A 23,925-nucleotide genomic window follows, 5' to 3' on the forward strand; every position below is an offset into this window, starting at 1 on the left:
TGACATGCCCATGGCTCTATCGCTTTTATGGCGCCGGGCCGCAAGCCGTCACGCCCACCGGGAAGCAGAGGATTTCCGCGGTGAACGGGGCCGGCAAACGCCCCCACCCCGTCCCCTTGTCGCCCAGGGCAGGGTACGCAGTCGAATGGGAGCGCTCCCATCCCCGCCTGCGGAACCCCGCCGCCAAGAGAGGAACCAGCACCGTGCGCCACCCTCTCCGCCTCTTCCCCAGAGCCATCAGAACGGCCGCCCTGATCGCGGCCGCACTCCTCCTGCCCCTGACAGGATCACAGGTGGCCGCCGCTGCCGACACCCCGCCAGGTACCGGCTACTGGCACACCAGTGGCCGTCAGCTCCTGGACGCCGCCAACCGGCCGGTCCGCATCGCCGGGATCAACTGGTTCGGCTTCGAGACCTCCAACTACGTGCCCCACGGCCTGTGGTCCCGCGACTACAAGAGCATGATCGAGCAGATGCGGTCGCTGGGTTACAACACCATCCGGCTGCCCTACAGCGACGACATCTTCAAGGGCACGGCACCCACGAGCATCAACTACTCCGGCGGCATGAACAGCGAGCTGCAGGGCCTCAGTTCGCTCCAGGTCATGGACCGGATCGTCGAGCAGGCGGGCCACGTCGGCATGAAGGTCATCCTGGACCGGCACCGGCCCGACTCCGCCGGCCAGTCGGCGCTCTGGTACACCGCGTCCGTACCCGAGACGACCTGGCTGGCCAACCTCAAGGCAGTGGCCGGTCGTTACGTCGGGAACGACACCGTGATCGGCATCGATCTGCACAACGAGCCGCACGATCCGGCCTGTTGGGGTTGCGGCGACACCACGAAGGACTGGCGGCTCGCGGCGCAGCGCGGCGGCAACGCCATTCTGTCGGTCAATCCCGATCTCCTGGCTTTCGTAGAGGGCGTTCAGACGTTCGACGGGGTGTCGGGCTGGTGGGGCGGAAACCTCATGGGCGCCGGCCGGTATCCGGTGGAGCTGAGCGTGGCGCACCGGGTGGTCTACTCGGCCCACGACTACGCGACCAGCGTCGCCCAGCAGCCCTGGTTCGGTGACGCGTCGTTCCCCGACAACATGCCGGGCGTCTGGGACAAGTACTGGGGATACCTCTTCAAGCAGAACATCGCACCGGTGTGGGTGGGCGAGTTCGGCACCACACTCCAGTCCGCCACCGACCAGAAGTGGCTGAAGGCCTTGGCCGCGTACCTGCGGCCGACCGGCGAGTCCGGGGGCGACAGCTTCTCGTGGACCTTCTGGTCCTGGAACCCCAACTCCGGTGACACGGGGGGCATCCTCAAGGACGACTGGACCTCGGTCGACACGGTCAAGGACGGCTACCTGGCGAGCGTCAAGGCACCGGGTTTCGGCGGGGGCAGCGTGGGCGGCGGCGGTGACACCGAGGCCCCCGGCGCCCCGGCCGGCCTCACGGTCACCGGAGTCACGAGCGGTTCGGTGTCCCTCTCGTGGACGGCGGCGACCGACGACACCGGAGTCACCGGTTACGACATCTACCGCGGCTCCACCAAGGTCGGCAGTGCCTCCGGCACCACGTACACCGACTCCGGCCTGACGGCCGGCACGGCGTACACCTATACGGTCCGGGCGCGTGACGGCGCGGGCAACGTCTCGGCATCCTCCGCCCCCGCGCAGGCGACCACCAGCGGGTCCGGCGGCAGCGCCGGATGCACGGCCACCTACACGGTCAGCGGCGACTGGGGGAATGGCTTCGGCGCCGATGTGACCGTCACCAACACGAGTGCGGCGGCCGCCACTTCATGGCGGGTGACCTGGACCTGGGCGGGGAGCCAGAAGGTCACGAACATGTGGAACGCCACCTACACGCAGACGGGCTCCGCCGTCAGCGTCACGAGCACCGCCTACAACGGCGGCCTCGCGGCCGGCGCCCACACGAGCTTCGGCTTCCAGGGCACTCCGGGGTCGGGCGGCGTCCCGACAGTGAGCTGCACGCTCTCCTGACGCGGCCGGACCGTTCTGCCCCCGGCCGGCCGCACAGCAGTCGGCCGGGGTCAGAGGGTCTCGAACGGGAAGGGGCTCCGAAACTCCGCTCACGAGTGCCGGACCGTCTCTCCGACGCCTTTGACCGGCCCGTCGAGGCCCGCAGCCATGGTTCAGCGCAGTTCGATGCGTATCCGGTGCCGCCCCCTGAGGCCGGCGGGGACCGAGGTGCGATGGTGTCCGTCGATGGTGGACGAGACGATTCGACGGCCCGAGCCGGTGAGGGTGATATCCAGGGTCATGTCGCGGTACGGCACTCCGTGCAGCGTCACCGGGCCCCAGCCGTGCGGCAGGCTCGGGGTGAAACGGATCCCGTCACGGCGGTGTCGAATGCCGAACACGCCCTGGTGGACCAGGCGCAGATAGCCCGTCGCCGACCAGGTCTGATCCGGCTCGGACCCCCACTGCCGCGCGTTCTGCCAGCCACCGTCCACCGCTCCGGTCAGGGCGTTGTGGATCTCCCAGAAGTGGCCGTCGCGCTGCTCCAGGGAGGCGATGTCGGTGACCGCGCCGGCCAGCAGGTCCGTCCGGCCGCCGGCCGCTGCCGCGTGCCCCCACATACCGACCGTCATCGGCCACACGATCGCGTTGTGGCGGCCGGGATGTGCGTCGTCGAAGCGGTCGAAGTGCGGCCATACGTTGACCACTCCGTGCGGTGCGTGGTGGGTGCGGTCGAGGACCGTGCGCGTCCGGCTCGGTGAGGCCACCCCGCACAGCACGGCGAACGCGAGGCCGTTGGCCTCCTGATACGTCTCCAGCCGGCCCGCCCGCTCACCCGTGCCGTGGATGAAGTAGCCGTAGGTACCGGCGTCCGGTCGCCAGAGGTGGGCGTTGATCGCCGTACGCAGCCGGGCGGCTGCCGCCCGGAACTCCCGCGCGGTGCGCCGGTCGCCGGTCTCTTCCGCCATCTCGGCACTTGCCAGATACCCGGCGTGGAAAAGGCAGTTGGTGGACAGGCACATCATTTTGTCCGTGCCCGGGTGGTCGAGCACGAACGAGGAGGGGTTGTCCGGGTCGGCGGGCGGGGCGGGGTAGCCGGCGATGCCGTCCTGGAGGAACGCGGGACCCTCGAAGAGTCCGTAGCGCTCGTTGTAGTGCTGCTCCCGGTCGGTCCGCAGGGTGTTGACGGCGGCCTGGTAGGCGTCGGTGAGAAACGCGCGGTCCCCGGTGACCAGGTAGTGGTTCCAGGCGGCGACGGTCCACACGATCTGGTCCCACCACTGGTTGTCCTGCTGGACGATCAGTGTGCCGTCGTCCTGGCGCCTGCACACCGCCCACAGGGTGTTGCGGGCCACGTCCGGTGTCAGGAGGCTCGCGGCGTTCCAGGAGTTGACGGACGCGTCCCTGGTCCACGGCTGCTCGTACCCGCCGCCGGCCCGGATGAACGTACCGGGTGCATCCGTCATCAGGCCCGTCTGGTTGTACTCCGCCGGGTCGTACGGCACGGTGTTGACGTCCAGCAGATTGTGGCACGCGGACCGGTAGGCGCCGCCGAGCAGTTGGTCCTGCGCGCTGCCGAACTCGATGCCGGGTGGCCCGGCCGTCGTACGCGCGGCGGCGTGGCCGGGCGATGAGGTGGCCGCTCCGACGGCGGCCAGACCGAGCACGGCGCCTGCCTGCAGCAGGCGCCTTCGTGGCAGTCCGCTCCTGTGATCCTGCGGTTGCATGAGAATCTCCCGCCTAGGACAACGTTGTCAAGGATGGTCCGGAGGGATACTCGCCCACCACAGAAAGCGCTGTCAATGAGGTGCGGGGAGGCTGTTACGCAGGGGCGGCGAGTGGGGCCGACGTCACGGCGCGCCGTACCGCCGCGGCGGCTGCGTCACAGAGGGCGGGCGGGCCGAGCGTCGCGGACTGCACGGAAACCGGAAGTTCCGACCGGTCGCACGCTGTTCCCGTCGCGTGTTCAACGTGCCGCGCGGCGGGCCGGCCATGGAGGTACTCGCGGCGGGCAGTCCCGCTCATGTCAGGCCGGTGCCCCTCCCCTCGCCGTCCGCTCCGTCCGCGTGGTCGCCGCGGGGCACCCCCATCGCCAGGAGCGCGGTGTCGTCGTCGAGTCCGTCGCCGAACGATTTCAGAAGCTCGGTGAGCGCCTCGACGGTGCCGGAAGCCGAGGTGGGCGCGAGAGCCCGGGCGAACTCCAGGAGCGCCTCGTCGCCGAAGCGTCCGTCCTCACTCCGCGTACGCGCCTCGGTGAGCCCGTCGGTGTAGAGCAGCAGCGTGTCCCCGGGGCCCAGCTCCAGGTCGGCTGTCGTGAACTGCGCGTCCGGCACGGCCCCGACCAGCTGGCCTCCCGGCGTGGGCAGGTAGTCGGCGCTCCCGTCGGCGCGGAGCAGGATGGCGGGGGGATGCCCGCCACCGGCCAGGACGACGTGGAATCCCGCGCCGTCTCCCGCGAGGGTGAGCAGGCCGAAGATCACGGTGCAGAAGCGCGGTTCGTCTTCCTGGAACTCGCGGTTGATGGCAGCGTTGAGATTGGCCAGGACGCCGGCCGGCCCGGGATCGGAGACCGCCGCGGCGCGCAGGGTGTACCGAGCCAACGACGTCACGACGGCCGCGCCCGCGCCCTTGCCGCGCACATCCCCCATGAAGAACCCCCAGCGTCCAGCGGCCAGCGGAAACAGGTCGTAGAAGTCGCCGCCCAGCTCGTCGGGCGACGCGAAGTGGTACTGCGCGGCTACTTCCAGGCCTGGCACCGGTTCGAGAGCCGGCGGGATCAGGGTGCGCTGCAGGGTCGTGGCAAGGCGTTGCAGACGTTCGCGTTCGTGCTCGGCCTCCTGCCGGGCTCGCAGCAGCTCCCGCTCGTAGGCACGTCTGTCCCGGGCGTCCAGGAGGGTGGTGCGAATGAGCAGTGGCTCACCGTCGCTGTCCCGCTTGAGGACGGAGGTGACGAGGACGGGCAGTCGGCTGCCGTCCGCGGTCTTGAGCTCGAGAGCGATGCCGTTGACCTCGCCCTGCATCTGCAGCAGCGGCGCGAAGTGCGTCTCGTGGTACAGCCTGCCGCCGACGGTCAGCAGGTCGGAGAACCGTTTGTGGCCCACCAGTTCCTCACGCCGGTATCCGAGCCAGTTCAGCAGGGTCTCGTTGACCTTGGCGATCCGGCCGTCCAGCAGGGTGGAGAGGTAGCCGCACGGCGCGTTCTCGTACAGATCCTCGGCACTGTCCTCCAGCAGGGCGGCGAAGGGCAGCTGTTCCTGCTCACTGTCGCCCGCAGCCCACACGCCCTCTGTCCGCTCGCTGCCCGGCGGCACCGTCACGGCCGCCCCTGCACGAAGGCGATGATTGCCTCGGCCGTCTCCTCGGGGGCGCTGAGCTGGGGGCAGTGGCCCGTCGAGTCCAGCGTGACCAGTTGGCTGCCGGGGATCTGTGCGTGGACGAACGCGCCCACCTCGCGCGGGGCGAGCGTGTCGCGCGCGCTCTCGGCGACGAGTGTCGGGACGCTCACCGTGGCGAGATCCGCCCGGTTGTCGGACAGGAAGGTCGCTCGCGCGAACACCCGGGCGATGTCCGGATCGGTCCGGCAGAAGCTGTTGGTCAGCTCCTCGGCCAGCTCGGGACGCTCCGGGTTACCCATGATCACCGGAGCCATGGTCGCTGACCAGCCCAGATAGTTGCTGTCCAGCGACTCGAGCAGCTCGCCGATGTCCTCCTCGCTGAAGCCGCCGCGGTAGTCGCCGTCATCGATGTAGGACGGCGACGGGGTGAGGAGGATCAGACTGTCGAAGAGCTCGGGCTCCTGGGCCGCGGCGAGGACTCCGATCATGGCACTGACCGAATGCCCGACGAAGGTCACGGGTCCGAGGCCGAGCTCCTGGCAGATCTGGATCACGTCCTGCGCATAGCCGTCCAGGGTGGCGTACCGCTCAGGGCTCCAGGTGGACACATCTGATTGCCCCGCCCCCACATGGTCGAACAGGACCACCCGGAAGTGCTTCTCGAGTTCGGGCGCGACGAGACGCCACAGGTTCTGATCGCATCCGAAGCCATGGGCGAGCATCACTACCGGACCGCTGTCCTGGCCGGTCACCGCTACCCGGTTCCTCTTGAGCACGTCCATGAAAACAGTCTGACACTCCCGGTAGGTGACGGCCCGGTCTGCCGGAACGGGCTGGTCAAGAGGGGGTTTGCGCCAGGCGCAGCCACCGGGACCGGCTGCTGGAGGGGTGCGCCGTCCCCGGGCTTACGGCCGGGCTCGCTCCTCTTGCGCTCGAACGCTCGCGCGGTGGCCTTCGCAAGCCGGGGAGGTCCATCCGGCCGGTGACGGCCGGGAACGACGGTACGTCGCGCCGACGCACGGCGCCGAGGGAGATGCCTGCGGACGGCGGGCGCGTGACCGGAGACCCCGCTCCTGGAGGTCGCGGTTCGTGAACGGAGTCCCCGGCCACCCTTTCCGGCTTCCCCGACTGCACCGGCAGTAACCTCTCTCCCTCCGCTCGCTCCGGTTGCGAGGGCGGGCGACGTGCGGGTGGGCCGCGACGCAGTGTCGCGGCCCACCCGCACGTAGAGAGCTCTGTTCAGCCGCTGACCAGCAGCGGCGGCGTATCAGAAGTAATGCTTGCGCCCGCCGACCTTGCGCCCGCTTGCACCGAGGATCCACAGAATGGCGCCCACCACGACGAGCACTCCGCCGATGGTCGTCAGCAAGGACACGCCGACAAGCAGGCCAATTATCAGCAGAACCGCACCGAGCAGAATCATGTCAGCTCCCATCATCGAGTCTTGTAGGCGCTACGAGGAATGCCACTTCCCAGCGGCCTCATCACGACCGGCACGACCTGACCGACCTCGCGTTGACAGCCATCAGGTCCCTGTCGCGCTCATCCTTGTGCCCCGCGATTCCGGGTTCACGCACACCTTCAGGTCACAACGGGATTCAGGCCTTCACGATCGCCCTCCCCCGACCATCGCCGTGACCGCGGTGCGACGGAGCGGGGAGCTGCCCTGGGAGCGCCGCCGACGGCTGACCGCAGGGGTTTTGTCCACGGAACTCGGGAGCGTTGCCTGTGATCATGGTCTGGGCTCGTCAACGGGCTGAGGGCTGCCCTCCGGGTCCGGTGTGGCTTGGGGTGTTCACACCGGCCGAGAGGCCCTTCGTCGTGCCTCAGCGTGTGGCGTCTTCCCCCGAGGACGTCTGCGGCCCGCGATTGCCGGAGTGCGCGACGAACCGGCTCAACCGGTACGTGGTCGGCAGCGTCAGCCGCCCGCACAGGACGTCGATACGGATCATCGACCCGTCGACTCCTGCCTCCCTAAGACGGCTCTGCTGTGCGCGCAACTCCGCCTCGTCCCGCGTCTCGCACACCACTTCCCACCGCCCCGCATCCGGCGCCGTGCGCGCGGCGAGCCGCTGCCTCTCGGCCTCGGCCCGCCGCCTTCTTCTCCCCTGTCCTGGCATCGGCCCACCCTCGCCGAAACGGTGCCGGAAGGGCAAGGAAGCGGGCCGAGCAGGACCACCCGGCTCGCGGACCGTCTGCCGGCCAGAGGCCGGTAGCGGGCCGGGTCGGTCCGGGAGCGGGTCAACTGCGCGCTCCCGGACCCGGCACTCCGGGTGTCAGCCGCTGGAGCAGACGGTGCCGTTGAGCCGGAAGGAAGTCGGGTCGGGGTTGGGCCCGTCGTTGGCGCCGACGAATCCGAAGGAGGCCGCCGAACCGCCGTCCGGGGCCAGCGGCCCCGCACCTTCGGAGGCGGTCACCCGCATATGTGAACCGACCTGGTGGAACGTGGCGTTCCAGCTGGAGGACACCGACTGTCCCTCGGTCGGCCAGTCCCAGTCCACGGTCCAGCCGGTGATCGGTGTGTCCGAGAGGTTGCGGACGGTCACCGTGGCGACGAAGCCGTTGCCCCAGCTCGTATCACGGTGATACGTCACCGCGCAGGCGGCGTCCGAGGGAGTGCCGGTGGTGAGGGTCAGGGGCGAGGACGGGGCGGAGAGCCGCCCCGAGGCATCCGCCGCCAGTACATTGACCGTGTGGGTGCTGCCCGGCGGCAGATTCCGCAGGGTGACGGAGGTGCCGGTGGTCTCACCGACCACGCGGGTGTGGGCGCCGTCTCGCTCGAGGACGAGATAACGGGTGGCGCCCGCCGCGGCCGCCCAGGACAGGCGGGCGGTGGTGTCGGTCGCCATGTCCAGCCTCGGGGTGCCGGGGGTGCCTGCAGCCGAGGCGCCCGGCCCGGTCCCTGCTCGTGGTTCGAGGGTCACGGTGAGCAACGCGTACGGCGGCACGGTGACGCGGGACGCGGACGCCTCACCGTCGGCGACGTCGGTGATGTCGCTGTCACCCCGCGCGTAGCGGGTGACCCGGGGCGTGGTGGCGGACGGGGTGAAGCCCGCGTAGTCGAGGTCCACGGTCCGCGGTGTGTCCGGGTCCTTGTTGACGAGCATGACACTCAGCCGCCCGTCACGACGGAGCACGGCATGGGCCGAGACGTCCTGCGCGGTGGACTCGGCGGCGACCATGGTGTCGCCCGCGGTGCCCAGTTCGCTGGTCATCTTCATCCCGTAGTAGGGATGGAACGGTGTGTTGGGCGCCGGTTCGCACACGTCGCCGGTGCAGGCGCCGCTGGAGAGCATCCCCATGTCGCCGTAGTCGGTCTCGCCGTCGACGGTCGTGATCTGGCCCGCGCCGTTATGAGTGTTCCACCAGTCGACGGCGAACACGCCGTTCTCCAAGGCCGTCATGAACGCGTCGGCGGCGAACAAGCCGTTCGGACGGGCGGTGAGCCGGCTGCCGCCGGTGTTGGTGTTGATCTCGGTGAGGGCGATGGCGATGTCCGGCGAGTCCGCGCCGGCGAAACGGTCGATCTGGCTGCGCACCTCCCGGAGCTCACCGGGCAGCTTGGCCAGCCTGGCCAGGGCGTCCTCGGCAGTGGTCTCGCCGCCACCCGCGTACCAGTGCACGCTCACGAAGTCGATGACGTCGGCCACTTCGGGGAGCACGGTGTGGTTCCAGTCGCCGGAGTCGCCCGTGCCGACGACACCGTCCGGCCACTCACCCGGGGTGGTGAGGACCGCGCCGATCTTGACCGTCGGATCGACTGCCTTCATGGCCGCGGCGTAGGCGCGCACCTGGCGCGCGTACTCGCGGGGGCTCTTGTCCTCGTGGTCGTCGTGCTCCCAGCCGCTGCCGTAGTGGCCGTTGCCGTAGATCTCGTTGCCGATCTCCCAGTACTTCGCGTCGTAGCCCTTGGTGACGTTCGCGTACCTGACCCAGCCGGCCGCCTCCTCGGCGGTGCCGGAGCCGTAGTTGGCGATCAGGATCGGCTGCGCGCCGGCGGCGCGGGCGGTGGCCATGAAGGAGTCGAAGCCGGTGCCCGGGGCGACGTACCCGCCGGGAGCCGTATGCGTCTCCCAGTGGTAGATGTCCGCGTAGGAACCTCCCGGGTAGCGCATCGCCCCCACATCGGCCGCCTTCATCAGGTCGGCGACCTCGGGATCATTCATGTGCGCGTCCCAAATGGCGGTGTTGACGCCGCGGGCGGTGCCGGACAACGTGCCCAGCGACGCTTGGGCGTTGACCTGGACACCGACGTCCGCCTCGTCCGCCTCCTGCGGCGCGGCGGGAGCGACGCCGACCAGCGAGGCCAGCAGGGCCAGCGAGGCGGCCAGCACGGCCGCGCCACGCGCGAGGGGGCGTAAACCGGTACCGGCCGGGCGTGCGGGTCGGTGCGGTCGTGGCATGGGGGTCCTCCCTAGGAATGCGGTGGCACGGACGGGGCATGTCGGACCGTGACGCCTGACGAACCAGGTGCCGCCGCGGATGCGGACGTTCCGCGCCGATGGCACGGACGACGAGGCGTGAGTGCGGAGCGGTCGTGCACGTGCGGGGGCGGCCGGAGTCGCCTATGGGAGCGCTCCCATCATGGGAGGGGGGCGATGTCCTGTCAACGCCCGGGCACGTCGGATCCGGGCGGGGTGACGGCAACCGCGCCTCGCCGGGCGTGACGGTGACGCCGAAGCCCGCGTGTCGGACCAGCCTCGGTCATCGATGTCCGCCCCCGCGCAAGCCACACCCTCGTGCGCAACCATGCGCCCGCCCCGTCGATCACCGCAGTCACCGTCGCGGGGATCACCACACGCACGCGGCCGACGACTCGCCCCCGGTCCGCGGGAAGTGAAGGGGCGCACCCCGAAGCACTCCTGACGGCCCAGGCAGACTGGATCACACCCCTGTCTCGATGCTCAAATGACATCCCCCTCGGACGTGACCCCCGCATCCGACCTCGCGGGCAAGGAGCCCAGAACCGTGACCGAACTGGATCCCTTCACCGACGCGCTCGACTATCCGCTGTACGTCGTCACCGCCGACGTGGCCGGCGAGCGGTCAGGCTGTCTCGTCGGCTTCGGTTCCCAGTGCTCAATCCGACCCGCCCGGTTCATGGTGTGGCTGTCGAAGGCCAACCGGACCTATCGCGTCGCCGCCCGCGCCGATCGCCTCGCGGTGCACCTGCTGGGCCGCGACCAGGGCCACCTGGCCCACCTGTTCGGCGGCGAGACCGGGGACGAGACCGACAAGTTCTCCCGGACCCGCTGGCACCCGGGCCCGGGCGGGGCCCCGGTCCTCGACGAGGCGCCCGCCTGGTTCGTCGGCCGGGTCGAGAGCCGGGTCGACGGCGGCGACCACGTCGGTTTCCTCCTCGCTCCCGAGGCGGCGGAACACCCCGGGGGCGATGGTCTCCGTCTCCTGCTCCTGTCCGACGGCGTCGACATCACGCCGGGGCATCCGGCGGACTGACGGGGCGCGTCGGCCCGCCGCTCGGCCGTACGGCGGGCCGAAGGCGGGGGCGCAGGGGCCCTCGTCCACGATGTCGTGAGCGCCCTGCCGGGAGGGGCGAGGAACTCCCCCAGCCCCAGGCGGCCCGGCGGCCCGCCCGTGAGGGGCCGTCACTGCCGCGCGGCAGTGCGCAAGGCTGTGACCACGGCCGTGATCGTCGGGTTCACGGTCTCGGTGTGACGGGTCGCGGCGAAGAGCAGACGCTGGATCGGGCGGTCCTCGATGGGCGCCGTCCTGATGCCTGGTGCAGCCGGGTCGATGGCCGTTCGGGGGACGAGCGCGGTGGCGAGGCCGGCCCGCGCGAGGGCGAGTTGGGCGGCGATGTCGGCGGTGAGGTACCGCGTCACCGGGGTGAATCCGGCTTGGTGGCAGGCGTGCCGGATGGCCTGCCCGCAGTCCGTGGACGGCGGCGGCAGGGCGAGACTGCGCGTGGCCAGCTCCCGCAGGGCGACCGGCCGTTCGTCGGTCTGCCCGGCCGCGCTGACGACGAGCAGCGGATCGTCGAGCAGCGGCACGATCTCGATGCCCCGGGGCGCGGTGGCGGGCAGGTGGTCGTACCTCTGGCCCAGCAGCACATCGACGGTGCCCAGCGTGAGTTCCCGCAGTTGTGCCTGATCGGTGACCAGGCAGGTCACCGTGAGCTGCGGGTGGTCCGCCCCCAGGGTGGTCAGCGCGGGGGCCACGATCGTGGCTACGGTCGAAGGCAACGCGGCGAGCGTGGCGGAGGCGCCGACCGTGTCCTTGACCGCGGCGACGGCGCTCTCCGCCTCCTGCACGGCTGCGAGGATCCGGTCGGCGTGTTCGAGGAGCACCCGCCCCGCCTCCGTCAGTGCCACGGTTCGCCCGTCGGGGCGCAGCAGGTCGACTCCCACGTCGCGCCGCAGCGCGGACAGCTGCTGGGAAACCGCAGAGGTTGTTGTTCGGGCGTATGGAGCAGGTCGAGGCCCTCGCCGAGAGCGACCCCAACGACCCCCGGCCGGCTCTGGAGACCAAGCTCGCGAAGTGGGAGAAGACGAAGGCCGAGTGGGAGGAGGAGGCCCTCACGGGCGAGCACTCCCCGCGCGTCATCCTGAACGCCATCGCCAAGCTGGACGAGAACATCGCCAAGCTGGACGAGAACATCGCCAAGGCCCGCCGAGAGGCGGCCGAGTACAGCGTCAAGGCCAACCTCACCGAGATCGGTGCAGCGGAGCTGCGTAAGGCGTGGGGGGACTACTCCGTCTCCCGGAAGCAGTCCGTATACCGGAGCCTGATCAGGGAGATCCTGATCCACCCCGCGACCCGGCCCGTCAACGTGTGGAACCCGGGCCGGGTCGAGGTGTTTTGGAAGTGATCAGGAGTCCACGGACTCCACGGGGGCTGGCCACCCGTCCGGCATGAGGAAGCCACGAAGATCGCCTCTAATGTCCACCTCGCGGGTACTCGGCTCCGGTACGACCAAGCCATCCAGGATCTTGTCGTCAGGATGATGGAAGACGCTGCGGTACGCCTCCAGCACGACCTTCTGGTTGATTGTTTTCGCCACGTGCGCAGTCGGCGGGATACGCGAGTCCGCACCCTCATCTCCTCTGATCATGAGGGCCGCACGCCGGTCAAGAGGGAGCAGGAAACCCGCAGCCGTCGCCAACCCAACACCTTCGTACGGATCGTCGCCCGGCCTCGGCACGAGAACAAGCGGGCTGTCCGAGGTCAGAAGCGTTTTCTTCTCGAAGCGGCAGAGCCCCCACGACCGGCTGTGGAAGAAGGCTGCGGTCCGAGGCACCAGATCTTTGATGAGCTTGAGGTGGTAGTTCGGGTGCTGCTTCACGGAGTAGGAGTCAAAGTCGGTCAGCGACTGCCACCGCTCCTCCACTTCCCCCGCGGTGGGCGGCCGACCGAGCGACTTCTCCATGACCTCGCGAATCTGCGGCTTGCCCTTAACCGCGATGGTCAGTTTGAGCAGGTAATCGGCGATCTCATCGCCCTGCTGCCTGACCGCCGGGACACGGACGTGCTGGAGTGCCGCCCACATGGAGAGCGCGACGCGATGCTCTTTAGCTGGCGGCCACTCCCTCTGATCAACGATCGCCCGTATCGCCTGGATGCCCTTGTTCTCGATGTCACCGAACGCATCCTCGACAGCATCAGTCCACTCGCCGGAGGCGGTCTCCATGAGGTAGAAGTCTCTGATAACGGTAGAACGCTTGATCGGCTCTCGACGACCCTCCCCGCCCCCCAGGCGCACCTTCGTAATCTGCTTATGTTCGTCGGCGAAGCGCTCCAGGTAGGACCTGGGCACAGTGTGATTGGCCCTCTTCAGGCCCTTCTTGGAGCTTCCCATCTCGTTACGGTAAGCGCACCGACTGACAACGCCAGGGGGTTTACCGTAGATGCCGCTGTCCCGAAGCCCCGTGGATGCGAGCCGCCCGGGTCAGGTCAGTCTTCACGCGACGGAGCATCCGCGTCTGCGCCACGGTCAGCGGGGGCGCAGTGGCCATCTGCCGTTCGACCCAGGCGGCCTCCAGGCGTTCCCTCTCGGCCCAACGAAGCTGACAGGCAACCAGGTTGCCCACAAGCTTTCGCGCGGCGGGAGAACGCAGGGGGCGGCCATTTACGACGGGCCCGTACAAGACCCTTCGGAAGCCGCCAAGGGCCTCCGGGTCGATGATGACCAGACCCTTCACAAGAACTCCGGCTGAGCGGGCTCATACCCGCTGGCGCCGACCACGGGAGGACCCCAACACGGGGCTATGTCGGTGGCCGGGGATTCCTGGGCCGGCTCGTAGCACTCCGGGCAGCGCACGTTCATCCCTGCTCCTCCACCTTCAGCCAGCGGTCCGGGTGCTCCTCGGTCTCCCGGGCCTTCAGGGCCTCCACCTGGGCTTCGGTGAGGTCGGTGATGATGTACACGCCTCCCCGGCTCGGAGCGTGCTCCGACAGGTTGCTGAAGGCGTGCACCGTGTACAGCATGGCCATCTCAGACGCTCCCGTTCTGCCAGGCCTCGCGACTGTCGAAGGTGAGCGCCTTGCCCTCCCGGGAGCTCGTGAAGGTGGTCACCGCCCGCCCGCCGTCGGTGCCGAAGTCGATGAGCTGGAGACCGCAGTGCGGCCAGCCGTAGGACCAGGCGAGCTTCCAGCTCCCACCCAGCTCCAGCACCGTGACCCGGTCGCCGCTCTCGGTCTCGTAGTGGCCCTTCTGCTCCCATTCCATGGGATCCCCTCGAATTTAAATTCACCAGTCGCCATCGAAGACCTCGGGTTCGTCGTCGGCGAGCATCGCCATGGCCTGCTCCGCGGTCCCGCCGGGCGGGATGAACGGACAGACGGGCGGACAGCGGAACTCCCCGTCGTTGCAGGTCGGGCACTGCGCCATAGATGCCCCCTCAAGAAATTTAAAATCGACGAACCCCAGATACGACACGAGGCCCGCTCCGGAGGTAAATCCAGAGCGGGCCTGCGCGATCAGGGTAGCGGACTTCTGGGGGTCTGGGGAGTTCTCCAATAATCGTTAGAGTGCGGCGAGGGGTGAGCCCTCGAATTTAAATTCCCGAGCGGGAGAAGGCCTCGATCTGGAGGCACCGGGCGTACTCCCAGCGGAGTGGGTCGGAGGCATCCAGGGCCAGCAGCCGTACCGCCTCCTCGTCCCCTTGGTCCCGCAGGGCCCGAGCCGCCCTCATGCCCGCCTGAAAGCCCCGCAGGGAGAGGAGGTATCCATCCGGCTCCTCGGCCAGCCCGTGGCGCTCCAGGTCCTCTTGGCGGGCCTCAGGACTCATGGCCGACGCGGCTCCGGGTACGGACGGGGACCTCGTCCTCGATCGGCAGCCACTCGGCGTGGTAGTCGGGGTGGCCGACGTAAGCCAGAACGAGTTCCTCGATCACCGGCTGACGAGACCTCATCCACTGGTTGGTGATCGCACTAGCGACGACGCCACCCCAGAAGGAGTTCCCCCCGTCCCCCACCCTCTCCTGGGGCTCGTACATCCACCCCAGGAGCCTTCTCTTCATCTCGACGTCGGCGAGGACCCGGGCCTGCAACTGTTCCACGTCCGCGTTCTTGCCGGGCTTCAGTGCACGGGCGGCCTTCTCGTCCTCGCGAAGGCGGGCCACCAGGAACTCCACCTTGAGCTCGAAGTCGTCTCGCATCATCGCCATCCCCCTCGTCAGTAAGCGCTGGGGGCCATCATCCACGGCAACCCGCTCCGGCGGAGGGGAACTTGCGCTATTTCCCGGTCACCGGAGGGACCCAGCGATGACACGCCTGCGCCTCTCCGCGAGCAGCTCCTGAGAGACCACACGACACCGGACGCGGCCGCCCTCGACATCACGGGGGGCATCGACATCCGGGTGGAGGCCACCGCGGACTGGTACGCGGCCGGGTCGCAGGCACTTATCGGAAAGTGGATCACCGCGACGAGCCAGAAGAGCTACATGCTCCGGCTCTCCGACAGCACCGTCATCCTGAACTGGTCCCCCAACGGGGCCAGTACCTTCTTCGCGTCCCAGCCGCTGCCTGCGCTACCGCGCCGCGCTGCTCTCCGGGCTACCCTCGACGTGGACAACGGGGCCGGCGGGCTGACCGCAACCCTGTACTGGGCTGAGTCGCTGGCCGGTCCCTGGACTGTGATCGGTGCCCCGCTCGTGGTGCCGGGCGTGACGAGCATCTTCGCGGGCACCGCCACGCTGGAGCTGGCGCCGCTCGCCGCGACCGGCGTCGCCCCGCTCCGGGGCCGTGTGCACCGGGCCGAGGTCCGTAACGGCATCGGCGGGACCGTGGTGGCGTCCCCGGATTTCCGGGCCAAGGCCCCCGGTGCGACCGGGTTCACGGACTCGGCCGGCCGAGTCTGGTCGGTGACCGGAACAGCTGCCATCAGCAACAGGCAGTACCGATTCGTCGGTGAGATCAGTGCGTGGCCGTCCCGCTGGGACGTGTCCGGCAAGGACGTGTGGGTGCGATCGAGGCGGCCGGAATCCTCCGCCGCATGGGGCAGGGCAAAAAGGCTCTGGACTCCACGCTGCGCCGCCGTATCCCGTCCAGTACGGGCATGCTCGCGTACTGGCCGATGGAGGACGAGCAGGGCGCGACCGCCGCATACTCGCCGCTGCCCAACGTCCTGCCCCTGACCACGACCGGGCTCGACTTCGCAGCGGAGGACAGCCTGGGCGGATCGTCCCCGCTGCCCAAACTCACGAACCCGGCCTCGCTCATGACCCGGGTGCCCGGCACCACCACGGTCGGGTGGCAGGTCGAATTCGTCTACAACCTCCCGACCATGCCCGCCGCGCAGACCGAAATCGTGCGGGTAGCCGTCACCGGAGCCGTGCTCCGCACCGTCGTGCTGTACGCGTCGACGGCCGGGATCCGCATCGAGATGCTCGACAAGGACGACGCCATCCTGGCGTTCTTCCTGAACACAGGCGAGCCGTCGATCGCCGCCTTCACCGGGGGATGGAACCGGGTGGCGATCTACTCCGGGGATGCGGGCGGCGGACAGACCCGGGTCCAGGCAACGTGGCGGGACGTGTCGGCAAACATCCGCTACTACGCGTCGACGTTCGCGACGACGACACAGGGCCGGGTCACCACCGTCCGCGGGTTGTGGGGGCACGCGACTGAGGGCATGGCCATTGGGCACCTCGCGGTGTCCGGGACCCCGGGAACGGGAGTGTCTGGCAGCCCGCCCGCGTCCAGCATTTTCGAGGGCGCGGACGACGGGTTCGCTGGTGAATCCGTCGTCAACCGCATGGCCCGGCTCGCCGACGAGGAGGCGGCGCAGCTGGACCTGTCTTGGCGTGTCGGGGACCCGAGCACGTCGTCCGAGCGGATGGGGCCGCAGCGCCCGAGCACGCTGCTGGACCTGCTGGGCGAGGCGGCCGAGACGGACGGCGGGATCCTGCACGAGCGCCTGGACCGGGCCGTCCTGGTGTACCGGGACCGGGCCTCGCTGTACAACCAGCGCGTGGCCCTGGCCCTCGACTACCTTGCGACGGGCGAGGTGCCGCCGCCGCTGGAGCCGACCGAGGACGACCAGAATCTCCGCAATGACACGACCGTCACCTGCTCCGGCGGGTCGTCCGACCGAGTCGTGCAGGCCGCCGGTCCCCTTTCGGTGAACCCGCCACCGGCCGGGGTCGGCCCGTATGACGAGTCCCTGACCCTGTCGCTGTACGACGACACGCAGCCCGAGCGGATCGTCGGATGGCGGGTCCACCTCGGCACCGTGGACGAGGCCCGCTACCCGACGATCAGTGTGTGGCTGCACGCAGCCCCGCACCTCATCGACACCGTCCTCGGCATGGACATCGGGGACCGGCTCACGATCGCGCACCCCCCGGCGTGGCTGCCCCCGGACACCATCGACCAGCACGCGCTCGGATACACGGAGGTGCTCAGCCAGTTCGAGTGGACGCTCACGTACAACTGCACGCCCGCCAGCCCGTGGCAGGTGGGCGTCGAGGGTGACCCCGCGTTGGCCCGGGCGGACACGGCTGGCACCGTGCTGAACGGGGCGATGACGGCGACCACAACCGTCTGCAACGTGAACACGACCGTCGGCCCCCGCTGGGTCGACTCGGCCACGTACCCGTCGGATTTCCCGTTCAACATCCGGGTCGGCGGTGAGGTGATGCGGGTTAACTCCTGCATCGGCACGACTGTCTCGCAGTCGTTCTCTGTGACGCGCAGCATCAACGGCGTCGCCAAGGCGCAGGCGTCCGGCACCGACGTCCGCCTCGCTACCCCGACCATCGCCGCCCTGTTGGAGGACCACATGCCGATTCTGTCCGGGATGCGCCTGACCTCGTTGCGCCTCAACTGGGCGCGGCCCGAGGTGTACTCGGCAACTGGGACAGGTGACCTAGCCGTGACCGGGACGACCACCCTTATCCCCGGCGCCGAGATCACCGTCACGACCGGGGCGAACGCCCGGATCATCGCGGACGGAGCGGTGAACTTTCTCAACGGCGGGACCGCCCTGACCGCGTCGTCCTTCTGCTCCACACAGTTGGTAGTCGACGGCTCCACCATCCCGACCTTTGGCCGGTGGGGCGATACCGCAGCGGGCTCCCAGGGGACACCGTCGCAGCAGTGGGACATCACCAGTCTCGCCGCCGGAACCCACACCCTGCGCCTGTCAGCGGCCAGGACCTCGGCCAGCACGGGCACGGTGACGGCGGTCGGCGCGCACTCCGTCCTGATCTTCTCGGTATACGAGCAGATCGTGTAATCCCTGGCCAACACCCTGCCCCGCTCCAACGGCCAGGGCTTTCCCATGCCCTGGAGGGAGTATGGCTCAACCTCTGTCCGCTGCCGATGTGGTGTCCGCCCTGGATGCCGAGGGCGTCACTGCGGTGTAGGTCTCGCGTGGCCGGAGGATCGTGCAATACATGACGGAACAGACGGCTGAGAACCTGGGTGTGCCTCGCCCGGAGCTGAGAATTCACGCCCATCGATCGTCGGTGACCTCTAAGGTCCTGACATGGCCAAGGTCTGTGTCTTCTGCGGAGGCACCCCCCTGACGAAAGAGCACGTCCTGCCTCGCTGGCTCAAGGTCGCGATGGACCCGACGGTACGGACGGTCCGATACGTCCGGCTAAGCCGGGACGGTGTCCAGCGCCATGACGCTCCTCCGCTGAACGATCAGGTCAAGGTCGTCTGTTCTGACTGCAACAGCGGCTGGATGAATCAGCTTGAGGAAGACGTACGGCCGTTTCTGCCAGACCTGATCCGGGGACTGCCATGCACCCTCGACTCGGTGAGGCAGCGGTCCCTGGCGAGCTGGGCACTGAAGACCATCCTGATGTTTCAGTACACCCACCGCTCCGAGGTGCGCGCTGCCATCCCGTCGGGAGACTTCAGCGCGTTTCACGAGAACCGCCGACCGACCAGATCCATGCTTGGCCGGCTGGGGTTTGTGAACTACCCGCCAGACGACTCCGTGCCTCTATTGGACACGCTCTGTCAGGGGTACGGAACGGCAGAGATGGGCGGCGTTGCTTGGATCGGCACACTGCGGATCGGCTGCATGTTGGTGCAGATCATCCGCGCGCCCGACGTAAGAGCCGAGTACAGGCTGACGCCTTACGAGACACTGCCATCCCTGCGGCCCATGTGGGAACCGGACGAGCCGATCGAGTGGCCGCTCCCTGCCGCGATCCCACACGAGCTGATGACGGCCCTGGCGCTTCCTGAAGGCCTCGACGTCAACCTCATTCCTCTTTAGACCAGTCCGGTCGCCTTGTACTACAAGCGCCGCTATCGTCCCATCATGGATGATTCCCTTTCCTTCGAGAGCTTCCTTGAGGGTGCGAAGAAGGCCGCCCACAGAGCCATGGGCGATCACGGGCGTGGCGAGTACGACGAGTTCGCGCTTCACGCCGGGGTCGCCGTCGAGCGACTCGCCAAGGCGGTCCTGGTCAAGAAGAATCCGGCCTACCTGATCGAGTTCCGTAACGGCAACCCGGACATGTTGCTCTACCTCTGCGGTGACCTTGAGCTGGATATCGACCAAGTCAGGACCGTTGGGGCGAAGGACGCCATCAAGCGACTTCGCCGGCTCTCAGTGCTCGGCCCTGATCCGCAGCTTGACCTGCTGATCGAGATCCGCAACGGAGCTGCTCACACGTCGACCGGCGAAAAGGCAAAGTCGCACTTGCCGACGCTCGCTGTACACATCGGTGCCCTGCTGCAAGATCTCGGACTCCCCGAACCGGCGTTCTGGGGGCGCTGGACGAGCGCGGTCGGCGTGGCTGTCGACAAGAAGCGCAGCAAGATTCAGCGGGATGTAGAGATTCGGATCAAGCAGGCCCGGCACCTCTTCGAGGACAGGTTCAAGGACCTACCCGAAGGCACTGTGGCGCATGTGCTGACATCAGCTGAGCCACGCGTGCCAAGGTTCGATCCTGGTCTCAATGCAAGGTGGCTTAACGAGCTACCCACAGGCGACCATTACTTCCATCTCGCCACTGTGGACTGCCCTGCATGCAAGGGTCTCGCAACGGTCAGACTCCTGCCTTCCGAGGAGGGCAGCCTCCCTAGCAGCATGGACGTCCTGTACTGCGATCTGTGCAGCCTGTACCTGACGGGGCAGGACGAAGTGAGGGCGTCCGGCACGAGGAGCCCATTTCAGAGCAACAGACCTCCTCGGCTGATGACGATCACCGGCGTTGGGCCCATACCTGTCCTGGATCCCGAGCCAACGCCCGAAAGCTGACCCAGCCCCCGAAGGCCCCGGCCCCAAAGTCGGGGCTTTCGCTTGCTCGAAGACGCGCTGGATCCTCCTGCGCTTATCCCGCAAGGAGGACCGTTGCTCCCTGACCTGCTCATGATCCTGACCGCTGCCGAGGCGACCGAGACCCCTGCCGACATCGGCAAGATGATCGGCGGCTTCGCCCAGTACGGCGTGGTCGGACTGATCATCGTGCTGCTGATCTTCGGAATCCTCGTCCCCAAGTACGTGATGGCAGGCCTGATGGCCGAGAAGGACAACTGGCGCTCCGCCTTCGAGCAGGAACGCGCCGCTCATCAGGTGACCCGGGAGCAGCTCGCCAAAGCCGAGGAGCGCGGGGACGTCGCCACCGAGCAGGGCAGGGCGATGAACGCCCTTCTCCTGGAGCTCGGCCATCGGCCCCACACAGCCCCCGGGAGCGCCTGACATGTGGTCCTTCACCCTACGTAGCCAGGTGTCTCCAGAGTCGGAGACCGCGAAGAGGACCGCCGAGGAGGCCTTCCAGGAAGCGCAAGCCCGGACTCCCGAGTCCGAGGCCAAGCTCAAGGAGAGCTGCCGGGTAAAGAAGCAGCTCAAGGCCCACAACAGAGCCAACGCCTACAGCGACTTCATCGAGGGCATCGTCATCGGCCGCCTCAGCGACCGGCCGATCGTAAGGGGGTCTCCGTGCTCTACCTCGCCACTCTGTACGCCCTGCTGGGCACCGGCCTGGCCGCCTCCGTCGGCTTCGTGGTCCTGCATCGCCCCCGACACTTCTTCCGGGTCACCGAGATCAACGCCTCGTGGTGGGTCATCATCGTCGGCCTCGGGTACGCGCGCTCGTGCGTGCTCCTGGGAATCCGCGGTGACCTCCCCTCCCACGAGTGGTGGGACGTAGCCCTGTCCCTGGGGCTCCTGAGCGCCATTGACGCCCTCCTCCTGGTCCGCTTCTTCTCGTACCTCCTCTACCGGCGGCAGCACCCTGAGAAGCCGCCCGCGGCCTCCTGAAGGCCCTTCCCCCGCCCCTCTTGGCATCGGCCCGGAGGGGCTTCTTCATGCCGCCATAACCCCGAGGAGTCCCTTTGAAGCTCGTGACCCGTATGCAGCTCGGGTGGCCCGCGTCGGCCGCTCCGGCCCAGGCAAAGACCAAGGGGGTCAAGGTCCACTACGAGGGGACCGAGGTCTCCACCCGGCTCCTGACGGATCATGCCGAGTGCCTCGCGGAGTGGAAGGCCATCCGCAAGAGCCACCTGGCCAACATCCGCGAGAACTCCTCCGACATCGCGTACAACTACGGCGCTTGCCCGCACGGTTACCTCTTGGAGGGTCGTGGCATCGGCAAGCGCACCGGGGCCAACGGCAACCAGCCGCTGAACGTCGCGCACTACGCCATCGTGGGCCTGGTGGGCAGCGAGGGCCTGACCAAGCCCAGGACGAGATGCTCTCCGCGATCCGGGAGGGCATCGAGCTGCTTCGACAGCACGGAGCCGGCGTCGAGATCAAGGGTCACCGGGACGGCTACGCAACCGCCTGCCCTGGCGGCCCGCTCTACGCCTGGGTGAAGGAGGGTGCTCCGCGACCGAAGGGCGAGCAAAGCCGCAGGAGCCCGCCTCCCAGCCGAAGACTTACCAGGCCTTCCCGGGCAGCACATGGTTCACCAGGGGCCGTAAGAGCCCCATCGTTGCCCGGATGCACGCCCGCCTGGTGACCGTCGGCTGCAACCGGTACAAGTCCTCGGCAAACATGGACACCATCGGTTCCGGGGACGTCGCCTCTTACGAGGCGTGGCAGCGGAAGTACAACTCCGTCCACAGGAAGGGCTGGACCGGATCGGCCCTCACATGGCCTCCGGGCCTGGTACGCCCTCCACGTCCCCAAAAGCTAACCCCTGTACAACGACGCGCCCTCTCCTGGCTGACGCCTGGAGGGGGCACCCTTCGTGCGTCTAGCTACTGGCCTTCTTGCCCAGCCCTTCGACGTAGTTGTGCGCCGCGTTACTCCCCTGCTTGCCCGGCGAGATCTTCAGGATCGCCTGGTTCTTCTCGGGGTTGCCGGTGAGGTACGCCTCGGTCAGGACGTACGGCAGGCCATCGACACGAAAGCGGATGCTGCCGTCTGGGTACGCGCTGACGCGGATCTTCCTACCGTCGGGAAGGACGACATCGTCAGTGAAGTGCGCCTTAACAGGCTGATCAGCCATACAGTCCCCCAGGTCATACAGGCTCAACGGGGCAGCCAGCGTATGGCCAACCTCGTCTGCCTGGAAGGGTGCGTCAGTCCTCAAGGTTGATGACAAAGTCGACCACGGTGGTGTCACCGCGCCGCACGATCGGGTAGGCGACCTCCACGATCCGGCCGTTGTCCGCGAGGTGACGCCGGGTGTACCGCAGCACCGGGACGCCGGAACCGATCCTGAGCGTCTTGGCCTCGCGCTCGGTCGGCATCCCCGAGGTGAAGCTCTCGGTAATCCTGGTGACCCGGATGCCAAGGGAGCTCATCTGCGCCCTCGTCCCTCCCGGCCACGGCTCGTGGATCGGATCGGCGACCGGAGTCCCTTCGACATCTGACCAGCGCACGTACGAGGTGCTCATCTGGGTCGGGTTGTCGTTGTCGTGGAAGACGAAGTGGCGGGCGAGGAGCCTCTCTCCCACCTCGCACTCAAAGAGGGCGGCGAGCTCCGGGGTGGCATCCAGCCGCTCGAAGCGCTTGTCCAACCGGTACTCGGACCAGCCGATGCCCTGGTCCCGCGTGTACGGCGTGGACGGGGCGCCGGGCTCGTTCCGGTAGCGGTCAGCCGCCATCCGGTGCACAGGCGGCGTGGCGCGCACGAGTGTTCCGGCCCGCGCCCGGGTCTCGATCAGGCCCTCGTTGCGGAGCTGAGCCAGCGCATTGCGCATCGTCGTCTCCGAGACGGCGTACGCCTCGGAGAGTTCCGGGAGCGTTGGGAGCCGATCACCAGCCCTGAACTCGCCCGATGAGATGCGTCGCCGCAGCTCGTGAGCGATTCGCAGGTACTCAGGCTGTGCCACACCCACCACCGTTTCGAGTGATCGCGCTCTTTCTGTGCACACATATTGCCCCGATCGGCTTGACCAGCGCCAACCACCCCGCCAATCTGTGCACAGATAGTTCTTATCTGTGCATGGAAAGCCGTGGATCCGGGGACGAGCATGCCCGAATCGGGACAATCATGGAGTCGCCAGTTTGAGGCGCATCCCGGGACGGCCCGTCTGGTCCGCTGCTGGGTGACTCTCTCCGCTTGGACGACTTGGACGCCGCACAGGTGGCCAATGAGCTGTTCCTTGCGGTCATGGCCACTGGTACCCCCACTGTCGAGATGACCCTCTCGACAGCAGGTACCCGCAGTCGAATCACGGCAGCCGGCTCGCGAGAGCTGGTCCTCCGCCACAGCCACGGCCCCGGCTTCACCATCGTCAGCGGTTGGGCCTCCATGTCCGGCACTTGTGCAGACGGACGCGGCGTCTGGGCCCAGTTCACCGTGAAGGACTGACATGGCAACGATCATCAGAGCTGCGGAGTGGACCCTTGGTCCGGAGACAGCACAGGGCGCCCCAAGGGGAGCCCTCTACGAGGCGGAGTGCACCACCTGCGCGGACGGCTCAGGAGCCGAGGAGGGCACCCGCGTTCCTGCTGAGGTCTGGGCCCTGAAGCACACGGGGGAGAACCCGACCCACCGCAACTTCCGAGCGGTCATCACGAGCTTCTGGGCGGTCTCCCCGGCCGCAAGCAACCCCTATTCCGGGGAGGGCCAGTGACGAGGGACCGCAAGCCCTGGGTGGGCGATCAGGTGCACGACGAAGACGCCGACCGAGAGGCGATCATCACGGACGTCAGAAGGAAGGAGGGATACATCCTCCGCCCGCTCCACGGCGGGGTCGAGTGGACGGCCCCCACCTCAGAACGCCTGACGGTCACCGC

At 68.3% G+C, this 23,925-nt stretch carries 26 protein-coding genes and 1 pseudogene; 11 read left to right on the plus strand and 16 right to left on the minus strand.

The features are described 5' to 3' along the window. Positions 1-203 precede the first annotated feature (203 nt). A complete protein-coding gene (locus ABZ454_RS10760) occupies positions 204-1,994 on the plus strand; it encodes a cellulase family glycosylhydrolase (RefSeq protein ID WP_359537187.1) in 1,791 nt (596 codons plus the stop codon). A 152-nt stretch (positions 1,995-2,146) separates the two neighbouring features. On the opposite strand, the gene ABZ454_RS10765 is transcribed toward ABZ454_RS10760, so the two are convergent. The 6 genes from ABZ454_RS10765 to ABZ454_RS10790 form a co-directional block, all read right to left on the minus strand. Then, the gene (locus ABZ454_RS10765) at positions 2,147-3,700 is read right to left on the minus strand and encodes a hypothetical protein (RefSeq protein ID WP_359537188.1); all 1,554 of its coding nucleotides are present in this window, start codon (positions 3,698-3,700) and stop codon (positions 2,147-2,149) included. A 294-nt stretch (positions 3,701-3,994) separates the two neighbouring features. Next, the gene (locus ABZ454_RS10770) at positions 3,995-5,254 is read right to left on the minus strand and encodes a SpoIIE family protein phosphatase (protein WP_359537484.1); all 1,260 of its coding nucleotides are present in this window, start codon (positions 5,252-5,254) and stop codon (positions 3,995-3,997) included. A gap of 32 nt (positions 5,255-5,286) precedes the next feature. After that, positions 5,287-6,090, minus strand: coding sequence for an alpha/beta hydrolase (locus ABZ454_RS10775; protein WP_356321842.1), 804 nt, complete (start codon positions 6,088-6,090; stop codon positions 5,287-5,289). Positions 6,091-6,575: 485 nt separating this feature from the next. Next, positions 6,576-6,731 (minus strand): hypothetical protein, encoded by a 156-nt coding sequence (locus ABZ454_RS10780; RefSeq protein ID WP_356321841.1) that lies wholly within the window; start codon positions 6,729-6,731, stop codon positions 6,576-6,578. 403 nt (positions 6,732-7,134) lie between these two features. Continuing rightward, positions 7,135-7,260 (minus strand): hypothetical protein, encoded by a 126-nt coding sequence (locus ABZ454_RS10785; RefSeq protein ID WP_359537190.1) that lies wholly within the window; start codon positions 7,258-7,260, stop codon positions 7,135-7,137. 324 nt (positions 7,261-7,584) lie between these two features. Further along, a complete protein-coding gene (locus tag ABZ454_RS10790; RefSeq protein ID WP_359537191.1) occupies positions 7,585-9,711 on the minus strand; it encodes a cellulose binding domain-containing protein in 2,127 nt (708 codons plus the stop codon). Positions 9,712-10,276: 565 nt separating this feature from the next. Between ABZ454_RS10790 and ABZ454_RS10795 the strand changes: the two genes are divergently transcribed. Further along, complete coding sequence (locus tag ABZ454_RS10795) at positions 10,277-10,765, plus strand: flavin reductase family protein (RefSeq protein ID WP_359537192.1); 489 nt, start codon at positions 10,277-10,279, stop codon at positions 10,763-10,765. 149 nt (positions 10,766-10,914) lie between these two features. Here the strand turns inward: ABZ454_RS10795 and ABZ454_RS10800 are convergent, their stop codons facing one another. After that, positions 10,915-11,640: a LysR substrate-binding domain-containing protein gene (locus ABZ454_RS10800; RefSeq protein WP_359537486.1), complete on the minus strand. Its 726-nt coding sequence runs from the start codon at positions 11,638-11,640 to the stop codon at positions 10,915-10,917. Beyond that, positions 11,629-11,712: pseudogene (locus tag ABZ454_RS10805) on the minus strand (hypothetical protein); the annotation flags it as partial. The gene ABZ454_RS10800 and the pseudogene ABZ454_RS10805, both read right to left, overlap by 12 nt. 20 nt (positions 11,713-11,732) lie before the next feature. Here ABZ454_RS10805 and ABZ454_RS10810 point away from each other — a divergent pair. Then, entirely contained in the window at positions 11,733-12,137 is a 405-nt protein-coding gene (locus tag ABZ454_RS10810; RefSeq protein WP_359537194.1) for a hypothetical protein, read from the plus strand. On the opposite strand, the gene ABZ454_RS10815 is transcribed toward ABZ454_RS10810, so the two are convergent. From ABZ454_RS10815 to ABZ454_RS10840, 6 genes are all read right to left on the minus strand, one after another. Continuing rightward, positions 12,138-13,124 carry a DUF4238 domain-containing protein gene (locus ABZ454_RS10815; RefSeq protein ID WP_359537196.1) on the minus strand — a complete coding sequence of 329 codons (987 nt, stop codon included), beginning with the start codon at positions 13,122-13,124 and terminating at the stop codon, positions 12,138-12,140. 464 nt (positions 13,125-13,588) lie between these two features. Beyond that, entirely contained in the window at positions 13,589-13,759 is a 171-nt protein-coding gene (locus ABZ454_RS10820) for a hypothetical protein (protein WP_359537197.1), read from the minus strand. A gap of 1 nt (position 13,760) precedes the next feature. Beyond that, positions 13,761-13,994, minus strand: a complete 234-nt coding sequence (locus ABZ454_RS10825; protein ID WP_359537198.1) for a hypothetical protein — start codon at positions 13,992-13,994, stop codon at positions 13,761-13,763. Positions 13,995-14,015: 21 nt separating this feature from the next. Continuing rightward, a complete protein-coding gene (locus tag ABZ454_RS10830) occupies positions 14,016-14,156 on the minus strand; it encodes a hypothetical protein (protein ID WP_359537199.1) in 141 nt (46 codons plus the stop codon). A 166-nt stretch (positions 14,157-14,322) separates the two neighbouring features. Further along, a complete protein-coding gene (locus ABZ454_RS10835; protein ID WP_359537201.1) occupies positions 14,323-14,556 on the minus strand; it encodes a hypothetical protein in 234 nt (77 codons plus the stop codon). Then, positions 14,546-14,935: a DUF6221 family protein gene (locus ABZ454_RS10840; RefSeq protein WP_359537202.1), complete on the minus strand. Its 390-nt coding sequence runs from the start codon at positions 14,933-14,935 to the stop codon at positions 14,546-14,548. The genes ABZ454_RS10835 and ABZ454_RS10840 overlap by 11 nt, the downstream gene beginning before the upstream one ends. Before the next feature lie 827 nt (positions 14,936-15,762). Here ABZ454_RS10840 and ABZ454_RS10845 point away from each other — a divergent pair. The 6 genes from ABZ454_RS10845 (at position 15,763) to ABZ454_RS10870 (ending at position 21,548) form a co-directional block, all read left to right on the plus strand. Then, positions 15,763-18,006, plus strand: coding sequence for a hypothetical protein (locus tag ABZ454_RS10845; protein WP_359537204.1), 2,244 nt, complete (start codon positions 15,763-15,765; stop codon positions 18,004-18,006). Positions 18,007-18,258: 252 nt separating this feature from the next. Further along, positions 18,259-19,002 (plus strand): hypothetical protein, encoded by a 744-nt coding sequence (locus ABZ454_RS10850; protein ID WP_359537206.1) that lies wholly within the window; start codon positions 18,259-18,261, stop codon positions 19,000-19,002. A 45-nt stretch (positions 19,003-19,047) separates the two neighbouring features. Further along, on the plus strand, positions 19,048-19,992 hold the full coding sequence (locus ABZ454_RS10855; protein WP_359537208.1) for a hypothetical protein: 945 nt from the start codon (positions 19,048-19,050) through the stop codon (positions 19,990-19,992). Between the two features lie 93 nt (positions 19,993-20,085). Further along, a complete protein-coding gene (locus ABZ454_RS10860; protein ID WP_359537210.1) occupies positions 20,086-20,433 on the plus strand; it encodes a hypothetical protein in 348 nt (115 codons plus the stop codon). Between the two features lie 240 nt (positions 20,434-20,673). Beyond that, complete coding sequence (locus ABZ454_RS10865; protein ID WP_359537212.1) at positions 20,674-20,994, plus strand: hypothetical protein; 321 nt, start codon at positions 20,674-20,676, stop codon at positions 20,992-20,994. 74 nt (positions 20,995-21,068) lie between these two features. Further along, positions 21,069-21,548: a hypothetical protein gene (locus ABZ454_RS10870; protein WP_359537214.1), complete on the plus strand. Its 480-nt coding sequence runs from the start codon at positions 21,069-21,071 to the stop codon at positions 21,546-21,548. A gap of 383 nt (positions 21,549-21,931) precedes the next feature. Here the strand turns inward: ABZ454_RS10870 and ABZ454_RS10875 are convergent, their stop codons facing one another. Both ABZ454_RS10875 and ABZ454_RS10880 read right to left on the minus strand, forming a co-directional pair. Beyond that, complete coding sequence (locus tag ABZ454_RS10875; RefSeq protein WP_359537216.1) at positions 21,932-22,186, minus strand: hypothetical protein; 255 nt, start codon at positions 22,184-22,186, stop codon at positions 21,932-21,934. A gap of 73 nt (positions 22,187-22,259) precedes the next feature. Further along, positions 22,260-23,057: a GntR family transcriptional regulator gene (locus ABZ454_RS10880; protein ID WP_359537218.1), complete on the minus strand. Its 798-nt coding sequence runs from the start codon at positions 23,055-23,057 to the stop codon at positions 22,260-22,262. Positions 23,058-23,245: 188 nt separating this feature from the next. Between ABZ454_RS10880 and ABZ454_RS10885 the strand changes: the two genes are divergently transcribed. Continuing rightward, positions 23,246-23,497, plus strand: a complete 252-nt coding sequence (locus ABZ454_RS10885; protein WP_359537220.1) for a hypothetical protein — start codon at positions 23,246-23,248, stop codon at positions 23,495-23,497. Between the two features lies 1 nt (position 23,498). Beyond that, complete coding sequence (locus ABZ454_RS10890) at positions 23,499-23,762, plus strand: hypothetical protein (RefSeq protein WP_359537222.1); 264 nt, start codon at positions 23,499-23,501, stop codon at positions 23,760-23,762. Positions 23,763-23,925: the final 163 nt, after the last annotated feature.

Origin of the sequence: Streptomyces sp. NPDC005803 (assembly GCF_040630435.1) — a bacterium.
GTDB lineage: Bacteria > Actinomycetota > Actinomycetes > Streptomycetales > Streptomycetaceae > Streptomyces.

Bases quoted from the DNA above. Each gene is read 5' to 3' on its own strand.
- ABZ454_RS10875 (WP_359537216.1), bottom strand. From the start codon at position 22,186: ATGGCTGATCAGCCTGTTAAGGCGCACTTCACTGACGATGTCGTCCTT.
- ABZ454_RS10765 (WP_359537188.1), bottom strand. From the start codon at position 3,700: ATGCAACCGCAGGATCACAGGAGCGGACTGCCACGAAGGCGCCTGCTG.
- ABZ454_RS10790 (WP_359537191.1), bottom strand. From the start codon at position 9,711: ATGCCACGACCGCACCGACCCGCACGCCCGGCCGGTACCGGTTTACGC.
- ABZ454_RS10810 (WP_359537194.1), top strand. From the start codon at position 11,733: ATGGAGCAGGTCGAGGCCCTCGCCGAGAGCGACCCCAACGACCCCCGG.
- ABZ454_RS10830 (WP_359537199.1), bottom strand. From the start codon at position 14,156: ATGGCGCAGTGCCCGACCTGCAACGACGGGGAGTTCCGCTGTCCGCCC.
- ABZ454_RS10890 (WP_359537222.1), top strand. From the start codon at position 23,499: ATGGCAACGATCATCAGAGCTGCGGAGTGGACCCTTGGTCCGGAGACA.
- ABZ454_RS10785 (WP_359537190.1), bottom strand. From the start codon at position 7,260: ATGATCCGTATCGACGTCCTGTGCGGGCGGCTGACGCTGCCGACCACG.
- ABZ454_RS10845 (WP_359537204.1), top strand. From the start codon at position 15,763: ATGGGGCAGGGCAAAAAGGCTCTGGACTCCACGCTGCGCCGCCGTATC.
- ABZ454_RS10850 (WP_359537206.1), top strand. From the start codon at position 18,259: ATGGCCAAGGTCTGTGTCTTCTGCGGAGGCACCCCCCTGACGAAAGAG.
- ABZ454_RS10815 (WP_359537196.1), bottom strand. From the start codon at position 13,124: ATGGGAAGCTCCAAGAAGGGCCTGAAGAGGGCCAATCACACTGTGCCC.
- ABZ454_RS10775 (WP_356321842.1), bottom strand. From the start codon at position 6,090: ATGGACGTGCTCAAGAGGAACCGGGTAGCGGTGACCGGCCAGGACAGC.
- ABZ454_RS10840 (WP_359537202.1), bottom strand. From the start codon at position 14,935: ATGGCGATGATGCGAGACGACTTCGAGCTCAAGGTGGAGTTCCTGGTG.
- ABZ454_RS10825 (WP_359537198.1), bottom strand. From the start codon at position 13,994: ATGGAATGGGAGCAGAAGGGCCACTACGAGACCGAGAGCGGCGACCGG.
- ABZ454_RS10780 (WP_356321841.1), bottom strand. From the start codon at position 6,731: ATGATTCTGCTCGGTGCGGTTCTGCTGATAATTGGCCTGCTTGTCGGC.
- ABZ454_RS10855 (WP_359537208.1), top strand. From the start codon at position 19,048: ATGGATGATTCCCTTTCCTTCGAGAGCTTCCTTGAGGGTGCGAAGAAG.
- ABZ454_RS10820 (WP_359537197.1), bottom strand. From the start codon at position 13,759: ATGGCCATGCTGTACACGGTGCACGCCTTCAGCAACCTGTCGGAGCAC.
- ABZ454_RS10835 (WP_359537201.1), bottom strand. From the start codon at position 14,556: ATGAGTCCTGAGGCCCGCCAAGAGGACCTGGAGCGCCACGGGCTGGCC.